Source organism: Ruegeria sp. BG10 (assembly GCF_056538575.1).
Window position 1 is genome coordinate 834041 of record NZ_JBQFTI010000001.1, and the last position, 19856, is coordinate 853896.

The 19856-nt window shown below is 57.1% G+C and carries 19 protein-coding genes and 1 tRNA gene; 12 read left to right on the forward strand and 8 right to left on the reverse strand.

What is annotated here, in order from left to right; all coding sequences use genetic code 11:
• Nucleotides 1-8 precede the first annotated feature (8 nt).
• Nucleotides 9-1175: a glutamine-hydrolyzing carbamoyl-phosphate synthase small subunit gene (carA, locus tag ACR0D8_RS04100; protein ID WP_480644778.1), complete on the reverse strand. Its 1167-nt coding sequence runs from the start codon at nt 1173-1175 to the stop codon at nt 9-11.
• Between the two features lie 183 nt (nt 1176-1358).
• On the opposite strand from carA, the gene ACR0D8_RS04105 reads away from it, so the two are divergent.
• Complete coding sequence (locus ACR0D8_RS04105; protein ID WP_480644780.1) at nt 1359-1841, forward strand: GatB/YqeY domain-containing protein; 483 nt, start codon at nt 1359-1361, stop codon at nt 1839-1841.
• Between the two features lie 25 nt (nt 1842-1866).
• Here the strand turns inward: ACR0D8_RS04105 and ACR0D8_RS04110 are convergent, their stop codons facing one another.
• The 3 genes from ACR0D8_RS04110 to ctaD form a co-directional block, all read right to left on the reverse strand.
• Entirely contained in the window at nt 1867-2361 is a 495-nt protein-coding gene (locus ACR0D8_RS04110; protein WP_480646356.1) for a DUF2244 domain-containing protein, read from the reverse strand.
• Nucleotides 2362-2406: 45 nt separating this feature from the next.
• Nucleotides 2407-3006: a DsbA family protein gene (locus tag ACR0D8_RS04115; RefSeq protein WP_475159757.1), complete on the reverse strand. Its 600-nt coding sequence runs from the start codon at nt 3004-3006 to the stop codon at nt 2407-2409.
• Between the two features lie 214 nt (nt 3007-3220).
• Nucleotides 3221-4879: a cytochrome c oxidase subunit I gene (gene ctaD / locus ACR0D8_RS04120; RefSeq protein ID WP_480644781.1), complete on the reverse strand. Its 1659-nt coding sequence runs from the start codon at nt 4877-4879 to the stop codon at nt 3221-3223.
• Nucleotides 4880-5169: 290 nt separating this feature from the next.
• Between ctaD and ACR0D8_RS04125 the strand changes: the two genes are divergently transcribed.
• Nucleotides 5170-5589 (forward strand): HIT family protein, encoded by a 420-nt coding sequence (locus tag ACR0D8_RS04125; RefSeq protein WP_480644782.1) that lies wholly within the window; start codon nt 5170-5172, stop codon nt 5587-5589.
• Here the strand turns inward: ACR0D8_RS04125 and ACR0D8_RS04130 are convergent, their stop codons facing one another.
• Nucleotides 5590-6015, reverse strand: coding sequence for a MerR family transcriptional regulator (locus tag ACR0D8_RS04130; RefSeq protein WP_480644784.1), 426 nt, complete (start codon nt 6013-6015; stop codon nt 5590-5592).
• 80 nt (nt 6016-6095) lie between these two features.
• Here ACR0D8_RS04130 and ACR0D8_RS04135 point away from each other — a divergent pair, with 80 nt between their 5' ends.
• Nucleotides 6096-7040, forward strand: coding sequence for a cation diffusion facilitator family transporter (locus ACR0D8_RS04135; protein WP_480644785.1), 945 nt, complete (start codon nt 6096-6098; stop codon nt 7038-7040).
• A gap of 304 nt (nt 7041-7344) precedes the next feature.
• Here the strand turns inward: ACR0D8_RS04135 and lipB are convergent, their stop codons facing one another.
• Both lipB and ACR0D8_RS04145 read right to left on the reverse strand, forming a co-directional pair.
• Nucleotides 7345-8001, reverse strand: coding sequence for a lipoyl(octanoyl) transferase LipB (gene lipB, locus ACR0D8_RS04140; RefSeq protein WP_480644787.1), 657 nt, complete (start codon nt 7999-8001; stop codon nt 7345-7347).
• 39 nt (nt 8002-8040) lie between these two features.
• On the reverse strand, nt 8041-8700 hold the full coding sequence (locus ACR0D8_RS04145; protein WP_480644789.1) for a DsbA family oxidoreductase: 660 nt from the start codon (nt 8698-8700) through the stop codon (nt 8041-8043).
• A gap of 142 nt (nt 8701-8842) precedes the next feature.
• Here ACR0D8_RS04145 and ACR0D8_RS04150 point away from each other — a divergent pair.
• The 8 genes from ACR0D8_RS04150 (at nt 8843) to ACR0D8_RS04185 (ending at nt 18510) form a co-directional block, all read left to right on the forward strand.
• Nucleotides 8843-8929, forward strand: a tRNA-Leu gene (locus ACR0D8_RS04150).
• 339 nt (nt 8930-9268) lie between these two features.
• Complete coding sequence (locus ACR0D8_RS04155) at nt 9269-9550, forward strand: phage integrase SAM-like domain-containing protein (RefSeq protein WP_480644791.1); 282 nt, start codon at nt 9269-9271, stop codon at nt 9548-9550.
• Nucleotides 9551-9947: 397 nt separating this feature from the next.
• Entirely contained in the window at nt 9948-10421 is a 474-nt protein-coding gene (locus ACR0D8_RS04160) for a hypothetical protein (protein WP_480644793.1), read from the forward strand.
• 2019 nt (nt 10422-12440) lie between these two features.
• Nucleotides 12441-13424, forward strand: coding sequence for a glycosyltransferase family 2 protein (locus ACR0D8_RS04165; RefSeq protein ID WP_480644795.1), 984 nt, complete (start codon nt 12441-12443; stop codon nt 13422-13424).
• A 5-nt stretch (nt 13425-13429) separates the two neighbouring features.
• Entirely contained in the window at nt 13430-14371 is a 942-nt protein-coding gene (locus tag ACR0D8_RS04170; protein ID WP_480644796.1) for a hypothetical protein, read from the forward strand.
• The gene (locus ACR0D8_RS04175) at nt 14368-16383 is read left to right on the forward strand and encodes a hypothetical protein (RefSeq protein ID WP_480644797.1); all 2016 of its coding nucleotides are present in this window, start codon (nt 14368-14370) and stop codon (nt 16381-16383) included. The genes ACR0D8_RS04170 and ACR0D8_RS04175 overlap by 4 nt, the downstream gene beginning before the upstream one ends.
• A 113-nt stretch (nt 16384-16496) precedes the next feature.
• Nucleotides 16497-17495: a glycosyltransferase family 2 protein gene (locus tag ACR0D8_RS04180; RefSeq protein ID WP_475159788.1), complete on the forward strand. Its 999-nt coding sequence runs from the start codon at nt 16497-16499 to the stop codon at nt 17493-17495.
• A 31-nt stretch (nt 17496-17526) separates the two neighbouring features.
• Nucleotides 17527-18510, forward strand: coding sequence for a hypothetical protein (locus ACR0D8_RS04185; protein WP_480644798.1), 984 nt, complete (start codon nt 17527-17529; stop codon nt 18508-18510).
• Between the two features lie 3 nt (nt 18511-18513).
• Here the strand turns inward: ACR0D8_RS04185 and ACR0D8_RS04190 are convergent, their stop codons facing one another.
• The gene (locus ACR0D8_RS04190; RefSeq protein ID WP_475159792.1) at nt 18514-18819 is read right to left on the reverse strand and encodes a DUF6476 family protein; all 306 of its coding nucleotides are present in this window, start codon (nt 18817-18819) and stop codon (nt 18514-18516) included.
• Here ACR0D8_RS04190 and ACR0D8_RS04195 point away from each other — a divergent pair.
• A complete protein-coding gene (locus ACR0D8_RS04195; protein WP_480644799.1) occupies nt 18818-19852 on the forward strand; it encodes an RluA family pseudouridine synthase in 1035 nt (344 codons plus the stop codon). The genes ACR0D8_RS04190 and ACR0D8_RS04195 overlap by 2 nt on opposite strands.
• Nucleotides 19853-19856 lie beyond the last annotated feature (4 nt).

The window sequence follows — 19856 nt, forward strand, 5'->3', positions numbered from 1 at the left end:
GCGGGTATTTATGCCTGCGCTTTTTGATCTGCCATTGCTTTGGCAAAACGTTCGAAAAGATAGAAACTGTCCTGCGGACCGGGCGAGGCTTCGGGGTGATACTGGACCGAGTAAACGGGCCGATCCGTCATGCGAATGCCGCAGTTCGATCCGTCGAACAACGAACGATGGGTCTCAACAACCCCCTCGGGTAAAGATTGCGCATCGACCGCAAACCCATGGTTCATCGAGGTGATTTCAACCTTGCCGGTCTCCATGTCCTTGACCGGGTGGTTTGCGCCGTGGTGACCGTGGTTCATTTTGACCGTCTGACCACCCAGAGCCAGTGCCAGCATTTGGTGCCCGAGGCAGATACCAAAGACGGGCAGGTCGGTGGTGTCCAGAACCTCTTTGATCATCGGAACGGCATATTCTCCGGTAGCGGCCGGATCGCCGGGGCCGTTTGACAGAAAAACGCCATCGGGATTGTGCGCCAGCACGTCAGCAGCGGTCGCTGTCGCCGGCAGCACGGTCACGTCGCAGCCAGCCGAGGCCAGGCAGCGCAGGATGTTGCGCTTGGCCCCGAAATCAACGGCCACGACTTTATGCGTTGGGGCTTCCAGACGGGTATAACCGTCCGGCCAGGCCCACCGCATCTCGTCCCAGCGATAGCTTTGGGCGCAGGTGACGTCTTTGGCCAGATCCATGCCTTCCAGACCAGCGAAACCGCGTGCCGCGGCGACCAGAGCGCCGATGTCGAAATTGCCGTCGGGATCATGGGCCAGCGCCACATGCGGCGCGCCCTGTTGGCGAATGGCGCGGGTCAGGCGGCGGGTGTCCACACCACCGATGGCGATACGGCCGCGACGGGCCAGCCAGGTCTTCAGTTCTTCGGCCGAGCGCCAGTTCGACGGCTCGGTCGGATCCCACTTGACCACCATTCCAGCCGCGACCGGATCGCCGGTTTCGTCATCCTCGGGGTTCACACCCACATTGCCGATATGGGGAAAGGTGAAGGTCACGATCTGTCCGGCGTAGGACGGGTCTGTCATGATCTCCTGATAGCCGGTCATCGCGGTGTTAAAGCACAGCTCGGCCACGGTCTGGCCGGTGGCACCAAAGCCCATCCCGTAGAACAGTGTTCCGTCGGCCAATGCCAGACATGCGGTGGGCTTGGACGGGGCGTTCTGGGCCATGGCGCGACTCTCCTGCAGGGTAAATCGGCGCATACCTAAGGGGGTTGTGGCGCTGGGTCAAGTCTGTTCAATTTTTGGGCTATTGTTGAAAATCAATCACTTAGCAGTATTCACCCCCGGTTGTGTCGCGCTTTTTGTTTCGATATGGTCGGGGTTCCTTTGCCATGGGGATGGACAGATCATATGGATATGCGATCACGGGTGAATACGGCCCTGAAGCAAGCAATGAAAGACAAGGATGCCGAACGTCTGTCGACGTTGCGGCTGATCAATGCCGCAATCAAGGACCGCGATATTGCCACACGCGCGTCGGCCAACGAAGAGGCCAAAGGCTGCGGTGATGCAGAGGTTCTTGAAATCCTTGGGAAAATGACGAAACAGCGCAAGGAAAGCGCGCGCGCCTACGAAGAAGGCGGACGGCTGGACCTTGCGGAACGTGAACTGCGCGAAGTTGAAGTCATCGAAGAATTCCTGCCCAAGCAACTGGATGATGACGAGGTAAACCAAGCCATTCAGACCGCGATCACTGCCACCGGTGCAGGGTCGATCCGGGACATGGGCAAGGTGATGGGCGAACTCAAGACCCGCTATACCGGCCAAATGGACTTTGGCAAGGTTGGCCCGATGGTCAAGGATCAGCTTTGTTCGGCGACGAACGGCTGCTGAAGACCTACAATTCAGGCTAAGACAGTTACTGCGCGACCACCGGTTCGCGCAGTTTTCGTGTCAGGTCGTCGTACAGCGCGATACGCTCGTCCTCGGACAGAAACGCGCCGATCTCAACCTCGCGGCCGTCTCCGGTCAGGGTAACGTAATTTGGGACCGGACCACCGTGCTTGTGCATTTCGGGTCGGGCCCAATACCGGTTGCAGGTCCATTCCCGACGGCCTTTGCGCGGGTGATGCTGAACCAGTCGTGCCTGCGTTCCGGAAAGGGTCAGAACCTCGAACATGCTGCGCGAACGGTAGTTGGCCTGAATGGCCACCCACAAGCCCAACACCGTTATCAGTAGGAAGGGCAACAGCCCCCACAACAGCACCGAACCCAGGACCGCAAGCAGGGGCAGCAACCCGAACAGAAAGACAGAAAAGACGACCCGTATCGCCCAACGCCGGGACAAGGAGTTATGCGGCCACAGGCGCAACTCCTGCTCTGATTTCGACGTCTGATTCCATCTGTAGGGCATAGTCAGAAAATAGCGCATTGCCGCCATGTGTCGACGCGGGAATGATCAGACGACGTGACCGACGCGCGCCCACGACAAGGCATCGTCCAGCCGATCGTCGCCCCAGAATACCTCGCCCCGGACGACGAGGCTGGGTGCGCCAAACACACCCAGTTTGGTTGCCTGTTCGGTTTCCGCTTCCAGCGCGGCCACGGTGTCGGGACTGCGGGCCCGAGCAAGGATCAGGCGCGGGTCCTGCTGACATCTGTGCAACGCTTCGGTCATCGCGGTTTCGCTGCCGGCTTCAACGCCTTCTTCGAACCAGATGCGGTAGAGGGCAAGGGTAAAGTCCTTGCCCCAGCCATCCCCCATACCCAGCAAGGCAACCTGATTGGCGAGCGGCAGATCCGAGATCGGGTAGGGGGCCGGAAGCTGGGCGTGAATATGGTACTTTGCCGCCCGACGCTCGATATCGCGCCACATATAAGCGGATTTCACCGGCTTTCCTGCAAAGGGAATATTCTGCTGTTCCGACATCACGCTGCGCACGTTGAATGGCCGCCAGGTGACCGAGGCGTCATGCTCATTGCACCAGTCTTCCAGCCGCATGATGGTCAGGAAACTGTAGGTGCTTCCAATGGAATACCAAAAATCAATTTCGGGCATCTGATCGCTCCGATCCCAGAGTTTCGAAGGGTATGATACCTTAATTCGGTCGGATTTTCGATCTTCGCCTGAAACGGGGGGCGGGGCAGAGGGTCGTAAAGCCATTCAAAACGAATGGATTTGGTTGGGAACGACGACTGGGCCGCGCATCAATTCCCATAAAAACAAAGCCCCGCACAAGGCGGGGCTTTGAAGGGTTTTTCCGAACGGGGGATCAGTGCGCGTGGCCCTTGTCCCAGTCTTCCTGCTTTGGCAACTGCTCGAACGTGTGTTCGGGCGGCGGCGAGGGCAGGGTCCATTCCAGCGTATCCGCGTATTCGTTCCAATAGTTGTTCTCGGTCACTTTCGCGCCACGGAACAGGGCATAGAACACGATGCCGAAGAACAGCAGGAACGAGGCGAAGGACACGAACGCACCAATCGACGATACAAAGTTCCACTGGGCAAACGCCTCGGGGTAGTCGATGTAGCGGCGCGGCATGCCCTGACGGCCCAGGAAGTGCTGCGGGAAGAAAGTCAGGTTGGCGCCGATGAAGAACATCCAGAAGTGGATCTTGCCCCAGAACTCCGAGTACTGACGGCCTGTCATCTTACCGAAGTAGAAGTAGACACCGGCAAAAATCGCGAACACTGCACCCAGTGACATCACATAGTGGAAGTGCGCAACAACGTAATACGTGTCGTGATAGGCGCGGTCGATACCGGCCTGCGACAGCACCACACCGGTCACACCGCCAACGGTGAACAGGAACAGGAAGCCGAAGGCGAACAGCATCGGGGTCTTGAACTCGATCGAGCCGCCCCACATGGTCGCAATCCACGAGAACACTTTAACGCCGGTCGGGACCGCGATTACCATCGTGGCCAGCATGAAGTAAGCCTGCTGACGCAGCGACATGCCAACCGTGTACATGTGGTGCGCCCACACGACAAAGCCCAGCACACCAATTGCGATGATCGCCCAGACCATCGGCAGGTAGCCAAAGATCGGCTTGCGCGAGAAGGTTGCGATCACGTGGCTGATGATGCCGAACCCGGGCAGGATCACGATATACACTTCGGGGTGGCCGAAGAACCACAGGATGTGCTGATACAGGATCGGGTCGCCGCCACCGGCCGGGTCAAAGAAGGTGAAGCCAAAGTTGCGGTCCATCAGGAGCATGGTGATTGCGCCCGCCAGAACCGGCAGCGACAGCAGAATCAGCCACGAGGTGACAAAGATCGACCAGCTGAACAGCGGCACCTTGAACAGGGTCATGCCCGGGGCACGCATGTTCAGGAAGGTGGTGATCATGTTGATCGCGCCGAGGATCGAGGAGGCGCCCGATACGTGCACGGCGAAGATCGCAAGGTCCATGGACATGCCGCCCTCGGTCGTGGACAGCGGCGGGTACAGAACCCAGCCCACGCCCGAACCCAGCTGGTCATTACCACCGGGGCTGAGCAGCGAGGCGACGCCCAGCGAAGTACCAGCGACGTACAGCCAGAAGGACAGGTTGTTCATCCGCGGGAACGCCATGTCCGGCGCGCCGATCTGCAACGGCATGAAATAGTTGCCAAATCCGCCGAACAGGGCCGGAATGACCACGAAGAACATCATCAGAACACCGTGGTAGGTGATCATCACGTTCCACAGGTGTCCGTTGGGGGTACACGGGTCGGCCATGAAGCCTTCCAGGCACATGTACTGAACACCGGGGTGCATCAGTTCAAGCCGCATGTAGACGGTCATCGCCACCGAGATGAACCCGGCGATGGCCGAGAAGATCAGGTAGAGAATCCCGATGTCCTTGTGGTTGGTCGACATGAACCAGCGGGTAAAGAATCCGCGCTGGTCTTCATGCTCGTGACCATGAATGGCTGCGTCTGCCATTATAGGTGCCTCCTGTTGCAACTGCACCGCGCAGCCAGACCTCTCCGGCGCGCGGGATTCCTGCTGGTTTTAGAGGGCGAAGGGGGCACCTTCAATGGCCGAGTTTGATCTGGATCAAGAATAATTGTCGCGGGCAGGAGGGTAGCCCGCGCATTTTCGGCCATCACTATCGTTGAACTGGGTATTAAAGTCGGCTTTTCAAGAGGTGCCTTGCCACGGCACTTTCCCGGCTTGACCCTGTCCGGGCTGCGTCCCAGAACTGAGGGCGACACCGAAATCGGAGAGTTGATATGTCTGCCTATGACCCCGAAAACATCTTTGCCAAGATCCTGCGCGGAGAGATCCCTTCGACTCGCGTTTACGAGGATGACGATACGCTGGCGTTTATGGATATCATGCCGCGGTCCGACGGACACCTGCTGGTGATCCCGAAAACACCCTGCCGGAACCTGCTGGACGCCTCGCCCGAGCAACTTGCTGCGGTAATGTCCACGACGCAAAAACTGGCGCAAGTGGTGGTCAGGGCGTTCGATGCGGACGGGGTCACGGTTCAGCAGTTCAACGAAGCCGCAGGCGGGCAGGAGGTGTTCCACCTGCATTTTCACATCCTGCCGCGTTATGACGGTGTCGCCATCCGCGCGCCCGGCACGATGGGGGATTTTGATCTGATCGCCATGCATGCCGAAAAGATCAAAGCCGCGCTGGCCTGATCACTTCTTGTCGGAATGCGGCCCCAGACATGCGCTGCGGTCGCCAAAGGCGTGAAGCACGGCGCAAACATGGTCGTGCTTGCCGTCACAGGCCGCGGTGATACGGGCCAGTTCGGTCTCAAGCCTGCGCAGTCGGGCGATGCGCTCCTTCACATCCACCAATTGCCGCTCTGCAATCTCGTGTGCGCGGTTCAGGTCAGGTCCCTGCGCGCCTTCCAGCGACAGCAAAGCCTCAACGTCGGTCAGCGGCAGCCCCAGATCGCGGCCATGGCGAATGAACCGAAGCCGGGACAACGCGGCGGCGTCATATCTGCGCTGATTGCCCTCGGTTCTTTCCGGTTCGGGCAACAATCCCTTCTCCTCGTAGAACCGTATGGTGGGAACCTTGACACCGGTCCGCCGGGATAACTCTCCGATTGAATACATTTTCCTGCACGCGCCCCTTGAACCTCTAGTCACTAGAGGAATTACATAGTGATTGCAGCCAAAACAAGGAACACGGCACTATGGCACATTCACACGGCCACGAGGGGCATACTCATCATCACATCGACCCGGACGCCGGCGATATGCGTGTCGCCGGGGCAATAGGGGTGAATCTGCTGCTGACCCTGGCGCAGGTCATCGGTGGCATATTCTCGGGGTCGCTGGCCCTGATCGCGGATGCGCTGCACAATTTCTCGGACGCCATCGCCCTGATCATCGCATTCTTTGCGCGCAAGATTGCCCGCCGCCCTGCTGATCCCCGCATGAGCTTTGGGTATGGACGTGCCGAGGTGGTCGCTGCGCTGGTCAACTATACAACCCTGATCGTCCTGTCGGTCTATCTGCTGTATGAAGGTGTCATTCGGTTTTTCGAACCCGAGCCCGTGAACGGCTGGATGGTCGTCTGGATCGCGGCGCTTGCTTTGATCGTTGACCTCATTACCGCAGCGCTGACCTATACGATGTCGAAGGACAGCATGAACATCCGCGCGGCTTTCATCCACAACGTGGCTGACGCGCTGGGGTCTGTTGCTGTCATTGTCGCGGGCACCGCTGTTATCCTGTTCGGCTGGACCTGGGTGGACCCTGCGGTCACGATCCTGATTTCCGTTTACATCCTGTGGCACGTCAAATCCGAGATCGGAGAGACCATCCGAATTCTGATGCTGGGCGCGCCACCGGGCCTGAACCCCGAGGAGGTGGCAGCCGTGATCGAGCAGACCGATGGGGTGTCTGGCGTCCACCACATACACCTCTGGAGCATGCAGGAACGCGAACCGGCCCTGACGGCGCATCTTGAGATCGAGGAGGGAGCCTGGGCCAATGCCGAAGCCATCCGGCTGACAGCCAAGCGGAATCTGCAATCGAAATTCGGGATCGGCCACGCCACGCTGGAACTGGAACGCGCAAATCGCCCGCGCGCGACAACGCCGCGGTTTGGGCATGATAACGTTCAGGAGGTCTGAAAATGAATTGCCGTTCCGATTTGGGGTCGGAACGGCAGACTCGTAACCAAGCACTTTTCCGATTCCCAGGGCTAGCCCAAGATCACCGGTTTAACACACCACTCACTCTAGAACGGTGACTCCAGAATACTCATTAACGCGAGTTTTGTATTCAACAGACTGTGATTTCCCTGAATTAACCTCAAATCCAATAGGCTAATGGTGAGTTTGCGACAGCGGTCGGAAACAAAATTGCCGAAAGCTTTGGGATTGTCGTTGGTTTGGTGGCAACGGGACGATTCGGTGGCGTCGGCCCGAGCACCGCTTATGCCGGTATCTGGTCGAAACTCTGCGAAAACGTTTTCTGCAAGGCTGCATCTACATCCGACAAGGTTACCGGCAAACCCAGATCGACCAGTGAGGTGACCCCATGTTCGGTGATGCCGCAGGGTACGATACCTGAAAAATGTTCGAGATCCGGTTCGACATTGATGGAGATGCCGTGAAAGCTGACCCATTTGCGCAGGCGCAGGCCGATGGCCGCGATCTTGTCTTCCGCCGGCTGACCCGAGGCGGTCAACGGCTTGTCATCTCGGCGAACCCAGACCCCGACGCGCCCGTCCCGGATCTCTCCGTGCACGTTGAACTCTGCCAGCGCGGCGATCACCCATTCTTCCAGCTGTTTCACAAAGCGCCGAACGTCCCTGCCGCGTTTGTTGAGATCCAGCATGACGTAGGCGACGCGCTGGCCAGGGCCGTGATAGGTATATTCTCCGCCTCGTTTAGCCTCATAAACCGGAAACCGGTCAGGGTCTGTCAGGTCTTCGATCCGGGCAGAAGTTCCAGCCGTGTACAGCGGCGGATGCTCCAGCAGCCAGACACATTCATCCGCGTCGCCCGCCGCAATGGCGGCAACCCGCGCCTCCATGAAGGCGACGGCCTCGCTATAGTCGGTCAACCCGTCGGTGATCTTCCATTCCATGGCGGTTCCTTATCGTGAGCGCGCGGCAAGGAAAAGGGGTCAGGCGGCTTCGGTCAGACAGCGTTGCAGGACCTGAGCGTAAGTGTCCGTGCCCTGCGCCCCTGTCAGAAGGTACTTTCCGCCAAACACCATGGACGGCACACCCGAAATGCCACGGCTGGTCCAGAATTGCTGCTTTTCGCGCACGGCACCGGCATGTGCCCCGCCGTCCAGTGCCGCCCGCGCGGCATCCCGGTCCAGCCCGGCGGCTTCCACGGAATCAAGCAGGACCTCAACGCGGGACACATCCCGCTGTTCGGTGAAATAGGTTTGGAACAGCGCCAGTTTCAGCGGATGCTGGCGACCTTGCGTTTCCGCCCAGTCCAGCAACTGGTGCGCCGCGAAGGTGTTCACGATTCTGCTGTCGTCGTCGAAGTTGAAGGCGAAGCCCAGTTCAGCCCCGATCTGCGTCAGCCGATCCCGGGCCTGCTGGCTTTGCTCGGGCGTGGATCCGTATTTCTCGACAATATGCTCCCGCAGGTTCTGACCTTCAGGCGGCATGGCAGGGTTCAGCTCGAACGGATGCCATCTGAGTCGCGCCAGCACGTTTTCCTGCTGCAGCGCCAGATCAAGCTGGCGAAACCCGACGATGCACCAGGGGCAAACCACATCCGAAACGATATCAATCTGGACGATGGGGCGGGGATCGGGCGTGGTCATGTTCAGGCTCCTGACGGGTCTCGGCGGATATTGTGGTGGTATAGATATGGGCGGCGTAAGGGAATTCAAACCGGCGCGATTTTTGCCTCTTCACATCTCGATCTTCAACGTCTATACGCGCCTCTACCAAGTCACAGGCAGTGCGGTCGTGGCGGAATTGGTAGACGCGCAGCGTTGAGGTCGCTGTGGGGTAACACCCGTGGAAGTTCGAGTCTTCTCGACCGCACCAAGTCCTTGATTTTCAACAGGGTTCTTCGCCGAATGTAACGGTAAATGGAGCCTTTTGAGATGGATGTACGGGTGCCAAAGGGCCTCTTTAAGAGAGGTAAGGGATACGCGGTCAGAGTCGCAGTACCCAACGAATATCAAGCTTTAATCGGAAAAAAAAGAAATCGTGCGTGGTCTCGGAACGCAGGACTTAGCTGAGGCTTTGGTCAGGCGCAAAGAAGTCTTGCAAGAAATTCTTGCGTCGATTGGTGAGGGTTCTATGCCCGAGCCTATTGTTAAGCAGATCGCACGACATAACCCGCAAGAAGGGAATACTATAAGGGACACGGCTCATCGCTAGATGACCGAAGCGGACGGAATCAAAGAGTCCACTAAGGCGAGGTACAGACAGCACCTTGAGGGCTTTGAGGCGTTCGCAGGGAACATAGAGGTTGCAGAGATCAACAGGGCGTTGGCTCTGGATTTCATGGAGTACCTCAAGAGAACACCTTCTGAACGTACTGGTGAACTTCTCTCAGCGCGGTCCTTGCAGTCCTATCAGTGTTGCCTAACCCCATCCAGAAACCCCGTCAATCCTGATCACCCCGAACGAAATCAACGGCATCAAGAACAGCAACAGTGACAGGTACGTTCCCATAGCCTCAGACAGCCTCAGAGATTCCCTCAGGGGGCGTGCAGAGGGGCGCAAGAGTGACGAGCCACTGTTCCCTTCTTATGGTCGTGACGGAGGCCCTACGGCGGCCTCTGCGGCGCTGATGAAAGCGGTGAGAAAGAACACCGATGACAAGCGCATGAAGGTCCACGGGCTACGCCATAGGGCACCCGACAGCCTTCCATCAGTCATCATGAAGCCACTCCATCAGGCGCCACGCAGTGGACTTGGAGCCGAACCTTCAGGACATGACGACAGCTAAGCGGAAAGTGCAAGAATTTGACTTTCGTATTTCAAAGGCAGCTTTCGTTCAGTAGGGAGAAGGGTCACATGTGTCGGAGACACAGCCCCCCGAAAGGCGAAAAGAATGAAAAACAAACCTCACTACATCCTCGATGAAGTAAACCTTATGAAAGCAGGGTTGAAGGTAGTGGTCTTTGATCAATACGGGAATTTTGAATTCGACAGTTTTGTCATTTTTGATCCCAGTGAGACATCAAGTAAGGGCTGGGAAGTGTGGTACACCGAATGGAACGATGTTGAAAATGATGAGGTCGGAGACCCTGACAAGGGTGAGGTTAAACGTAAACTCATTGAAATTCATAGCGATTGGGTCACTTCGACGGAGCATGTTCACCTAGTCTGCCAAAGCCTTGCTATGGGTTACGAGGTTGGTCGTCACGATGGCCGTGTCGAAGTGCAATCGAGTATGAAGTATGCACTTGCAGCATTGACTGGCGGAATTGAGATAGGTGAGCTTCAGGAGGCTGCACATCAGCATGGGTTCATGCCAAAAGAAGATGGCTCGTCATTCGCCAGTAGAGATGTTGGGGTAGCCTGAACAGAAAGCACCCATCGAAGCCAAACTAACACAATTGAACAAGTGCCTTAACATTACGCAAAAGGGTCTCTCCACCTGCGGGAAATTCCAAAAAACGTCATAAAAATATGGGGTTGACGGTGATTCTTTGAGGATTCATTTATGCGTTGCATCGCATCGGTGCATCACTACCAAGAATAGGAATAGTAGAATGATTGTCTTTGATTTTTGCGTCGGCCCTTTTGATTTGCTCGTCGAGCGTTACCCACATTCAGTGTCCCTTAAGGTGACCCGTGAGGGACCGGGTGAGACCGTCGTTGACGTTGGCCGGTACAGGCTGATGCTCACGAACCATAAGAAGGCGCGGGTATGGGCTTCTGCTGCCTCGGACATCCTCGGGTAAAGCAGGGAGTGTGAGACTTAAGGTGCCCTTCTGGTGGGGCGAGGGATGCCTTAAGTATTCTGGTGTTCATCTCCGCAACAGGTCTCTATTTGCTTTGATACAACCAATTCTGCTCAATGCGGTTTATCGCGCAACTCGATGTTGATCATTGGTGCACATAAAACCCGACTTCTGACTGTATGCAGGCATATTCCGGTTTGCCGCAATATCGTCATCTCGCAAGTCACGTTTGGACCATTTCCTCCTGCACAGAGAATTACATAGCGACCAACTGCAACCACTACCGAACTCTGGGTCGGTGCACCTTGCGGCGCAATTATCGAACGTCTCATTGCCTGCAACTACACTTCGTTGCCATCCAATCGGATAGAACCAACACTCAAACTTGTTTCTTGCTGCGTTTAAGTCTGGCACGTCGCAAACACTTGCAGTCTCGACAAAACCGGGCAGTTCTATCGGCTTCACGTTTTTGGTGCCAGATGTCATATCCAATATTACGATAACCGGAGAGTTTGGCTTCCTTTCGCAAATTATCGTTGTACCCGCGCTATTAACTATGTCTTTCGGTTTCAGTTTTCTTGGGGCGCAACTATCAACGCCGGTGATTTGAAAATTTTTTACCGTCGAAGATTCGGGTTCTCCATCAGGTGTATAAGTGACTTTATATATGACTTTGCTTGGATCGCTTACGGGCTGGAGGAAATGACTAACGCCAGCCTTATTCTGGCTTATGCATTCGTTCCATGACCTCGCTATGACCTCAGATGCGCGTTTTATGTAGCTAACGACCTTAGCGTCTGCCAGGGCTGCGTCTTCGGAAGAGTTACATATCTTTTGACTGGCGGAGCCGTCGCCAAAATCAATAATACTAACACCGCCACTACTCTCATCGCACTCTGCTTGTTTGATCATGCGGAGGTTTTGACGTGTATCAAAGGTTCTTTGTTCGTCAAAGACCCCTCCCCGAAGTATTGCACTGCACAAGTGCGATTGGGCAAAAGCTGCACTTATCGTACACAAGTAAAAAAATGCAAAGGTCAATACACTTAACGATTTAGATGGCATGTTTGAGTTCCTCTAGCGTTCTCGAAATTGAAAATTCATTCACGATTGCAAGATCAAGCATTCAAAATGGTCTATTTGCGCGAGGCTAATATGATCTCGAAATCCAAGGTAGATTAATCACAATCAAAAACCAACAAAAGCAAAGCTGCCCCAAGCCCGACATTCGAGCGGCCACCCTCAACGGCCTCCGTAAGGTCGAATATCTGCGTGCCCTTCGCGACAACCCAGCGGCCAGTGAAGGGGAGAAGCGGGCGGAGCAAATGACAGTTCTACCTGCAATGAGTTTTGTGTGGTGTAGCGCCAACAAGCGCATAGACTTGTCCGCGATCAAGAACGTCGTCCATAAAGATCGAACAGGAAAGGACTGCGTGGAGAAAGTGAAAGTACTAGTCGATAATTCTGTTTTCCACCATGCGGTCGAGCACAAAGGTTCTTGGGAAAATACGGGTGCCGTGATGTGGGGCGGCGAAGCCGCACCAGTTGACGGTGGATTGCCGATTTACCGATTTCCTGTCTCGCCCGGGCCAATCGGTTTGTGTATGACAAGGGGCAAGGCAAGTCGGGAAGTGTTGATGTCGCAGGCCATTACCGTATTTACAACGATGAAGAACGAAGGCCCCTATATGCTGGAATGGGTTGCGTTCCATAAGACATTGGGGGTCGATCATTTTGTGATCTTTACCAATGATTGCGATGACGGCACGGATGATATTGCACGCAGATTGCAGGAGTTGCGGATTGCCACCCATGTCTCCAACGAAGTGAAGGAAGGCGGCAACCCGCAGCACCAAATGCTGCGCCGCGCGCGGCGTCAGCCGAAGGTTAAAGAGGCGGATTGGCTGCTGTGTCTGGATGTGGATGAGTTCTGGAACATCCGGCATGGCGACAACAGTTTTGGCGACCTGATTAACGAGGTTGAACGCCGCGCAGGTCAGCCAGTGGATGCGATCTCGTTTGCTTGGAAACTATTCGGCAGTTCTGGAAACATAAGTTTCGAAGACAAACCCGTCACCGAGGCGTTCCTGATGGGTGACAAGGAATACCCCTACCATTCTGGTCGTGCCTACGGTCTGAAGACCCTGTTTCGCAACAACGGCAAGTTCACGCGGTTCGGCCCTCATCGCCCAAAGGGCGTCGAAGACGGCAGGGAGGACGCGATCGCCTGGTCCGATGCCGGGGGCAAACTGTATCCGAGCGAGAAAGTGGGTTGGCGCGCCTGGCGTGGCTTTGATCATTCGCTTGGCCGATTGCACCACTATTCGGTTCGGTCTCTGGACGGGTTCCTGATCAAGCGTGATCGCGGTCGGACCAATCATATTCGTGTGGATCAGGGGCAATCCTACTGGCAGGACATGAATGCCAACAAGGAAACGGATCCATCCATCCTGCCGGCGGCCCACCGCGCGGCACCGCTTTTGGCTGAGTTGCGGGCTGACAAGGAGCTGGGGTCACTGCACGCCAGAGCCTGCGACTGGCACCGGGCCAAGATTGCCGAGATCAAAATGCGGCCCGACTGGGTGGACTTTCGGGTGTGGCTGGCGGACAATCTCGTTTGAGGACCATGGCAGAAGACCTTTCGAAAGAGCAGCTGAAACCCGAACACCCCGACCGAAAGACGGGGCATGAACGCATCCTGACCGACCCCGCGCCGCCGTGGTTTGTCGAGCTTTATCCCGGCGGAGACGGTGCCGGATTTCTGCAGAAACTCGAACGTCATTCGATCCTGTTTCATCAGCGTTCAGCCTCGCAACTTGTCGTGAGTTTCGACAATATCGCCAACGCAAACGACCTGTCCTTTGCGCGCGAACCCTGGGGGTGGAAGTTTTTTCGCGACGAGGGCTGGTCGCATATGGGCGTCTTCGCCCGCACCAAGGCCTGGTATCGCGACCCTGAGATCATTTCATACTTCGAAGCCAGGGCGGCAGAGGGATTTTTTGACCGGTTTGATAAGGTTGTCTTTGCCGGTGCCTCCATGGGCGGGTTTGGCGCCCTGACATTTTCCGAACTTGTTCCCGGCGCAAACGTCGTTGCATTCAACCCGCAAACCACGCTGGACGAACGGCTGGTGCCCTGGGAAACCCGTTATCGGTTCGGTCAGGTTCAGGATTGGGACTTGCCCATGGGCGACGCTGCCCGGACGGTCAGGAAAGCGGGAAAGGCCTATGTGTTTTACGACCCGTTTTTTGAGCTGGACCGCCGACAGGTAACGCGGTTGCAGGGCGGGAATGTGATCTTGCTCAAAACGTGGTTCTCGAACCATTTTGCGGCACCGATGCTGCGTAAGCTGGATATCCTGAAGCCTGTCATGCTGCGGGCAATGGACGGGTCTCTTGAATCCGGCGACTTTTATCGCATGATGCGGGCCCGCCGCCGTCTGCCGATGGTCATGCGCGCAATTGAGGCCAGCGCGGGCGAGCGCCACCCAGAATTGGTGCAACGGGCCCGCAGACGGTTTCGGACATTGCGGCGGGCTGCCATGAAAGAGGCACAGGACGCCTCATGAAACCTTCAAAAGGGGTGTTCATTGGCCAGCGAAAGGACCGCATGGGCGCGCGGTTGCTGATGATGCTGACATGCATCCGTCTGGCCGAAGATTTCGACACCTCGTACAAGGTGAACTGGTTTCCGCAGGGCGCGGACGCGCCGGAACTGGATCACCCGCAGGATTTGTTCACGCAGGAGTGGATGGGCGCGCATTTTCTCAGCTCGGATGAATTTGACGCGATCAACAAAACCGCACTTCCCATCTGGAAGTTTCAAAGCGACAAGAGCCCGGATCGTCTGATCGCGCACCTAGATGCGGGTCGGTCGGTTCTGGTCGAAGAAGGGTTCGAAGTGCTCGCCTTTCCTTGGGAGGATATTGAGGCGATCCGCCCCCGATACCGTGACTTCATTCACAGGATCGGGTTCACAGAAAAGCTTCGTGTGATCATGAAACAGGCGGATGCAAAGCTGTCGGGGCAGGGCGTGTCGGCCTATCACATTCGTCGCGGCGATATCCTGAACGGGCTGCCGTGGAAACACACGACCTGGCCCGCCAAGATCGAACCGGAAGAACTCTACGAAGCGCATCTTGAGAAAAACGCCGGCACAGCTGCGATCATGTTTTCGGACCAGCCCGAACTGATCACACGGTTTCAGACCCGGTTTCCGAACCTGATGCGGATGTCGGATATCGCGGATCTGTCCGCAATGACCCGATCGCAGCGCGACTTTCTGGAGCTTTATACGATGTCGCGTGCGGATCAGGTGATCGCACCGTTCATTTCGGCGTTTTCGATGGTGGCCGCGCGAATATCCGGGCAGCAGCGCAAGGTGTTTCGCGACGTACTGTCCGACGACGAAATCAAGCACTCCAACGAGCGGATGATTGAAAGGCTACGTGCCGGTCCGGAAGAATTTCTGAACCCGTCTGAAGCGGCACATATTTATTCCAAGGCTTCATTTGTTCTTCACGGACTGGATGCCGGCGACAGGGCTGACGAAGCAAAGGCACTGGCCGCTCCGCTGTTAGACGCTGGTGCGGATAACGCTTTTTTGCCGCTGTTGCAGGCGCTTAACTGCTTTTACCTAAAGCAGTGGCCGGACGCGCTGGAACTGACCGGGCAGACGCTGGCGGCTCCGGATTTATGGGCGGAAGATCACGCCGTCGCCACCGCGCTGCAAGCAGCGATCTTGGGCGGGCAGAAGAAACGCTGGAAGGCCGCACAAACCTTTGGGCGTGCCTACTGGGCCAAACCGATGCGCCCGGACGTGATCATATTCGGGTCCAGGCTGGTTTACCGCGATCAGATTTCGCACCGGGCGATGCCCCCGCTGGACTGGGTTATGGTGAAAAGCGTGCGACGACCGTGGTTCAACTACAATTCCCATGTCGCTCAGCGGAAAGTGTTGGTGCGTCTTCCGTGCAACTTTGATCTTATCCTTCTGGACTGGGCGCAGTTGGCAATTGACCAAAGGGCGCGTCGTCTGACTGCGAACCCGGCGCGGTTGTCGATGTTGCTGGAGGGGCTGCACAATTCGACATTGCTGCCCGAGGATGTGCGTCTTTCACAGGAAGCCCCGTCCTTTCAAAGCACGAAGGCCCTGTTGCAACTACACCTTGGGGAAAAGCCGGTTCAACACGCGCTGGATGCCGCCAGAAGGGTCACATTGTCCGCGCCTGAACAACCGCTGTATTTCAAAAGGCTTGCAGAGCTTTATGAATTGGAAGGGGACCTGTCGCATGGCCGGTTGGCTATGGCGGATGCACTTGCATGCGATCCGGAAAACCCTTTCCTGGTCTTTGCCATGGGGCAGTATCTGGAACGAAACGGCGCAGTTGAGCAGGGGCAGAACCAGATCATTCAGGCGGCGGATCTAGATGACAACACGGCCATGATTCAAGGTGAGGCAGGCCGGATACTGCTGCAAAGAGGGGAAAAGAACAAAGCGCGCAAATACCTTCGCCGGGCGCGCGATTATTGCCCAACCTTCAAAAGGTTCTCCAACCAACTAAAACGCGCAGGTGGATGAATGTTCGGGATTTTCGCTTGGTGGCGCTGTCAAAAGCACATAGTTTACCGGCAAAGGCCGGGTGGGGCGTATGAGTTTTGCGGGCCAACAATAATTCTACAGGGCAGTCAGGCATGACAGATCAGGACCCCCGATATATCAGCGTGACCCCCATGAAGAACGAAGGCCCCTTTGTTCTGGAATGGGTGGCGCACAACCTTGCGATCGGGGTCGACCGGATCGTCGTGATGACCAACGACTGCACCGACGGCACCGATGCGTTGCTGCAAAGGTTGGATGACAGGGGCATCCTGACCCATGTCGACAACAATTCGCGCCGCAAGACCAGCCCGCAAAGACGCGCGTATAACGCGTTTCTGAAAATGGAGGTCGCCCGGCCGCAGGACTGGGTTTTGGTGATCGACGCGGACGAACACATCAATGTCAAAACCGGTGACCACACGCTGCAGGCCCTGACCGAAGCGATCCCGGATGCAAAAACCATCTCGATGACGTGGCGGTTGTTCGGAAATGCCGGCATCATCAGGTACGAGGACCGGTTCCTTTCGGACCAGTTCCGGCAGGCTGCGCCTGAAAGGATCTTTCGGCCGCCTCAGGCGTGGGGGTTCAAAACGATGTTCCGGCGCGAGATCTGGGATGGGCTCGGCGTTCACCGGCCCAAGCGCCCGACAGTGGAAACCATGGCGGAATGCCATTGGTACAATGGGTCCGGACAGCGGATGCCGGACCGATATTACACCAAAAGCTGGCGGTCGGCGCGGGATTCCGTCGGCTATGAATTCGTGCAGGTCAACCACTATGCGCTGAAGTCCTGCGAAAGCTATCTGGTCAAGAAGATGCGGGGACGGGCGCACCATTTGGGCGAAAGCCTGGGCATGGAATACTGGACGATGATGAACCAGAATGCCGAGACCGACAGCTCAATCGACGCGGTTCTGGAGCGCAAACGCGGGTTTTACTACGATATGCTGTCCGATCCGGAAACCGCCCGCCTGCATCATCAGTCCTGCGACCTGCACCGGCAGCAGATTTCCCAACTGCGCGAGCAACCCGAGATGCAGGATCTTATGCGGCAGATGACGGCGGGGTTCGCCGCAAAGCACGAGGAATGAGCCTGCCTGGTCCGGAAAAGAGGGGCGTCTGATGCTTTGGCTGCATATGGGTATGCCAAAGACCGGCACAACCGCGCTTCAGGGATACGCGCGCAAGAACACGGCGCACCTGGCCGAGGCGGGGTTTCGCTACATGGAAACGGGGCGACGCAGGCAGGAGGGCAGTGGCCGTCTGGCGATTAGCCACAACATCATTGCCTTCCATATCAATCAGACCGATTTGCCGATGGACCCGTTGCGCGCCTCTATGGCTCGTGAATATGAGGCCAACGGCGAACAGACGTGCCTGGTGTCATCCGAGATGTTCTTTTCCTGCGACCTTGGCAAACTGGCGCAGGTTTTTGCGGAAATCCCGTCGCGTGACATGCGGATCACTTTCTATTGTCGGCGCTACTCGGACTTTCTGGAAGCTGATTATAAACAGCGCGCCAAGAACGGTCGCCTGCACGCCAGTGCTTCGGAATTCGTGCGTGAGCGGTTGGACAAGATCAAAAGCGACCCTGACACCTATAGTTTCTCGGCCAAGACAAGGCAGATCCGTCAGGCCTTTCCGGGCGTTGAGATCGTTCCGATGTTGTACGAACGGTCCGGAATGGTGCGCGGCCACGTCGTGGATGATTTCATGACGCGGATCGGAGTCTCCCTGCCCGAAGACAGTTCAGCCGATCGGCCTTCGAACCAATCGCAATCCCGCGCAGCCAGCGAGGCGTTCGGCATCGTATCCCGCGCCCTTGGGCGCAGGGAAAGCCGCCGGTTGCGCCGGCGTCTGGTGGACGACCCGGTGATGGTTCGACGGCATGATGTTTTGGAGCCGGATGAACGGGCGTGGCTGGACGAGTATCTTGAAAAGGCAGATGCTCCGTTTCGGCAGGAGTTTTTTCCCGGCCGGACCCAGCTTTTCAGCCCGGTTGAGCTGAGCGAACGGGATCGGGCGTTTCGCCGGGAGTCCGCCGAAGAATATGAGGCACTGCGCCAGGCGTCCGAGATCGTGTTCCGCATGGCGCTGGAGGGTTGAGGGTCACGGCGCGATGGTGACTTCCTGACGCTGGCGTCCGGTCGTCTTGTCAAAGATCAGAATGCGGTTGTCGTCGGTCACCACAGCGTACCAGTTACTTCCGATGGTAACTGCCTGCGCTTTAGCGCCGTCCGGCAGCTCGACCTGATCGGGCAGGGTGGGGGTTCTGTCCGATAGCCGGATGACAATCAGTGCGAATGTCACTAGAACCCCGCCAATCATCACCGCGGTCAGCAGCATGACCATCCGCCGCAGCAGCCGAAGCTGCGGCGTTTCCTGCGGTTCTTGGGGTTCGGAAGGGACAGTCATGGGCACCCGCCAGATTGAGTTTCAGATCGCGGCGGACCCGCCGCCTCGCCTTGATAAGGCGCTTTCGCGCGATGTGCCAGACGGCGAGAACCTGTCGCGGACGCGTTTGGCCAGATTGATCGAAGAAGGTGCCGTTTCGATCAACGGAACCGAGGTTCGCGATCCCAAGGCCAAGGTGGCCGACGGGGCGTTGGTGGCGATAACCATAGCCGAGGCCGAAGACAGCCATATCGGCCCGGAAGACATTCCGTTGGACGTGGTTTTTGAAGATTCCGACCTCATCGTAATCAACAAGGCGGCTGGCATGGTCGTGCATCCCGCGCCGGGTTCCCCGAACGGGACTCTGGTGAACGCATTGTTGCATCACTGCGGCAAGGATCTGTCCGGTGTCGGTGGGGTGAAGCGGCCCGGTATCGTGCATCGCATCGACAAGGAAACCAGCGGCTTGCTGGTGGTCGCGAAATCGGACGCGGCCCATCATGGTCTGGCCGCCCAGTTCGAGGCGCACAGCGTCGAACGCTATTACCGCGCAATATGTTATGGTGTCCCGGACGCGAACGATCCCCGCCTGCGCGGGGTCAAGGGCGTCAGTTTTGAGCCGGGCAATATCATGCGGCTGACCACGCAACTGGCGCGCCACAAGACGGACCGGCAAAGGCAGGCGGTGCTGTTTCATGGCGGCCGTCACGCTGTTACGCGCGCGCGGGTGGTTGAGACCTTTGGCATCCCGGCAGGGCTGGCCCTGATCGAATGCTGGCTGGAAACCGGTCGGACACATCAGATTCGCGTGCATATGGCGCATGCCGGGCATGGTCTGGTCGGCGATCCGGTTTATGGGGGCAAGCGAAAACTGGCCGCGAAGGCGTTCAGCACCACCACGGCCGAGGCCGTGCGCGCGTTTCCGCGTCAGGCGCTGCATGCCGCTGTTTTGGGCTTTGAGCACCCGGTAACAGGTGAAAACCTGCGGTTTGAAGCGGATTTGCCGGATGACATGGAAAATCTGATTGAACAGCTGCGCGCGCCGCTGACATAATGCG

Coding starts and splice junctions, on each gene's coding strand:
- carA (WP_480644778.1), bottom strand. CDS start 1,175: ATGGCCCAGAACGCCCCGTCCAAGCCCACCGCATGTCTGGCATTGGCC.
- ACR0D8_RS04105 (WP_480644780.1), top strand. CDS start 1,359: ATGGATATGCGATCACGGGTGAATACGGCCCTGAAGCAAGCAATGAAA.
- ACR0D8_RS04110 (WP_480646356.1), bottom strand. CDS start 2,361: ATGCCCTACAGATGGAATCAGACGTCGAAATCAGAGCAGGAGTTGCGC.
- ACR0D8_RS04115 (WP_475159757.1), bottom strand. CDS start 3,006: ATGCCCGAAATTGATTTTTGGTATTCCATTGGAAGCACCTACAGTTTC.
- ctaD (WP_480644781.1), bottom strand. CDS start 4,879: ATGGCAGACGCAGCCATTCATGGTCACGAGCATGAAGACCAGCGCGGA.
- ACR0D8_RS04125 (WP_480644782.1), top strand. CDS start 5,170: ATGTCTGCCTATGACCCCGAAAACATCTTTGCCAAGATCCTGCGCGGA.
- ACR0D8_RS04130 (WP_480644784.1), bottom strand. CDS start 6,015: ATGTATTCAATCGGAGAGTTATCCCGGCGGACCGGTGTCAAGGTTCCC.
- ACR0D8_RS04135 (WP_480644785.1), top strand. CDS start 6,096: ATGGCACATTCACACGGCCACGAGGGGCATACTCATCATCACATCGAC.
- lipB (WP_480644787.1), bottom strand. CDS start 8,001: ATGGAATGGAAGATCACCGACGGGTTGACCGACTATAGCGAGGCCGTC.
- ACR0D8_RS04145 (WP_480644789.1), bottom strand. CDS start 8,700: ATGACCACGCCCGATCCCCGCCCCATCGTCCAGATTGATATCGTTTCG.
- ACR0D8_RS04155 (WP_480644791.1), top strand. CDS start 9,269: ATGACCGAAGCGGACGGAATCAAAGAGTCCACTAAGGCGAGGTACAGA.
- ACR0D8_RS04160 (WP_480644793.1), top strand. CDS start 9,948: ATGAAAAACAAACCTCACTACATCCTCGATGAAGTAAACCTTATGAAA.
- ACR0D8_RS04165 (WP_480644795.1), top strand. CDS start 12,441: ATGTCGCAGGCCATTACCGTATTTACAACGATGAAGAACGAAGGCCCC.
- ACR0D8_RS04170 (WP_480644796.1), top strand. CDS start 13,430: ATGGCAGAAGACCTTTCGAAAGAGCAGCTGAAACCCGAACACCCCGAC.
- ACR0D8_RS04175 (WP_480644797.1), top strand. CDS start 14,368: ATGAAACCTTCAAAAGGGGTGTTCATTGGCCAGCGAAAGGACCGCATG.
- ACR0D8_RS04180 (WP_475159788.1), top strand. CDS start 16,497: ATGACAGATCAGGACCCCCGATATATCAGCGTGACCCCCATGAAGAAC.
- ACR0D8_RS04185 (WP_480644798.1), top strand. CDS start 17,527: ATGCTTTGGCTGCATATGGGTATGCCAAAGACCGGCACAACCGCGCTT.
- ACR0D8_RS04195 (WP_480644799.1), top strand. CDS start 18,818: ATGGGCACCCGCCAGATTGAGTTTCAGATCGCGGCGGACCCGCCGCCT.
- ACR0D8_RS04190 (WP_475159792.1), bottom strand. CDS start 18,819: ATGACTGTCCCTTCCGAACCCCAAGAACCGCAGGAAACGCCGCAGCTT.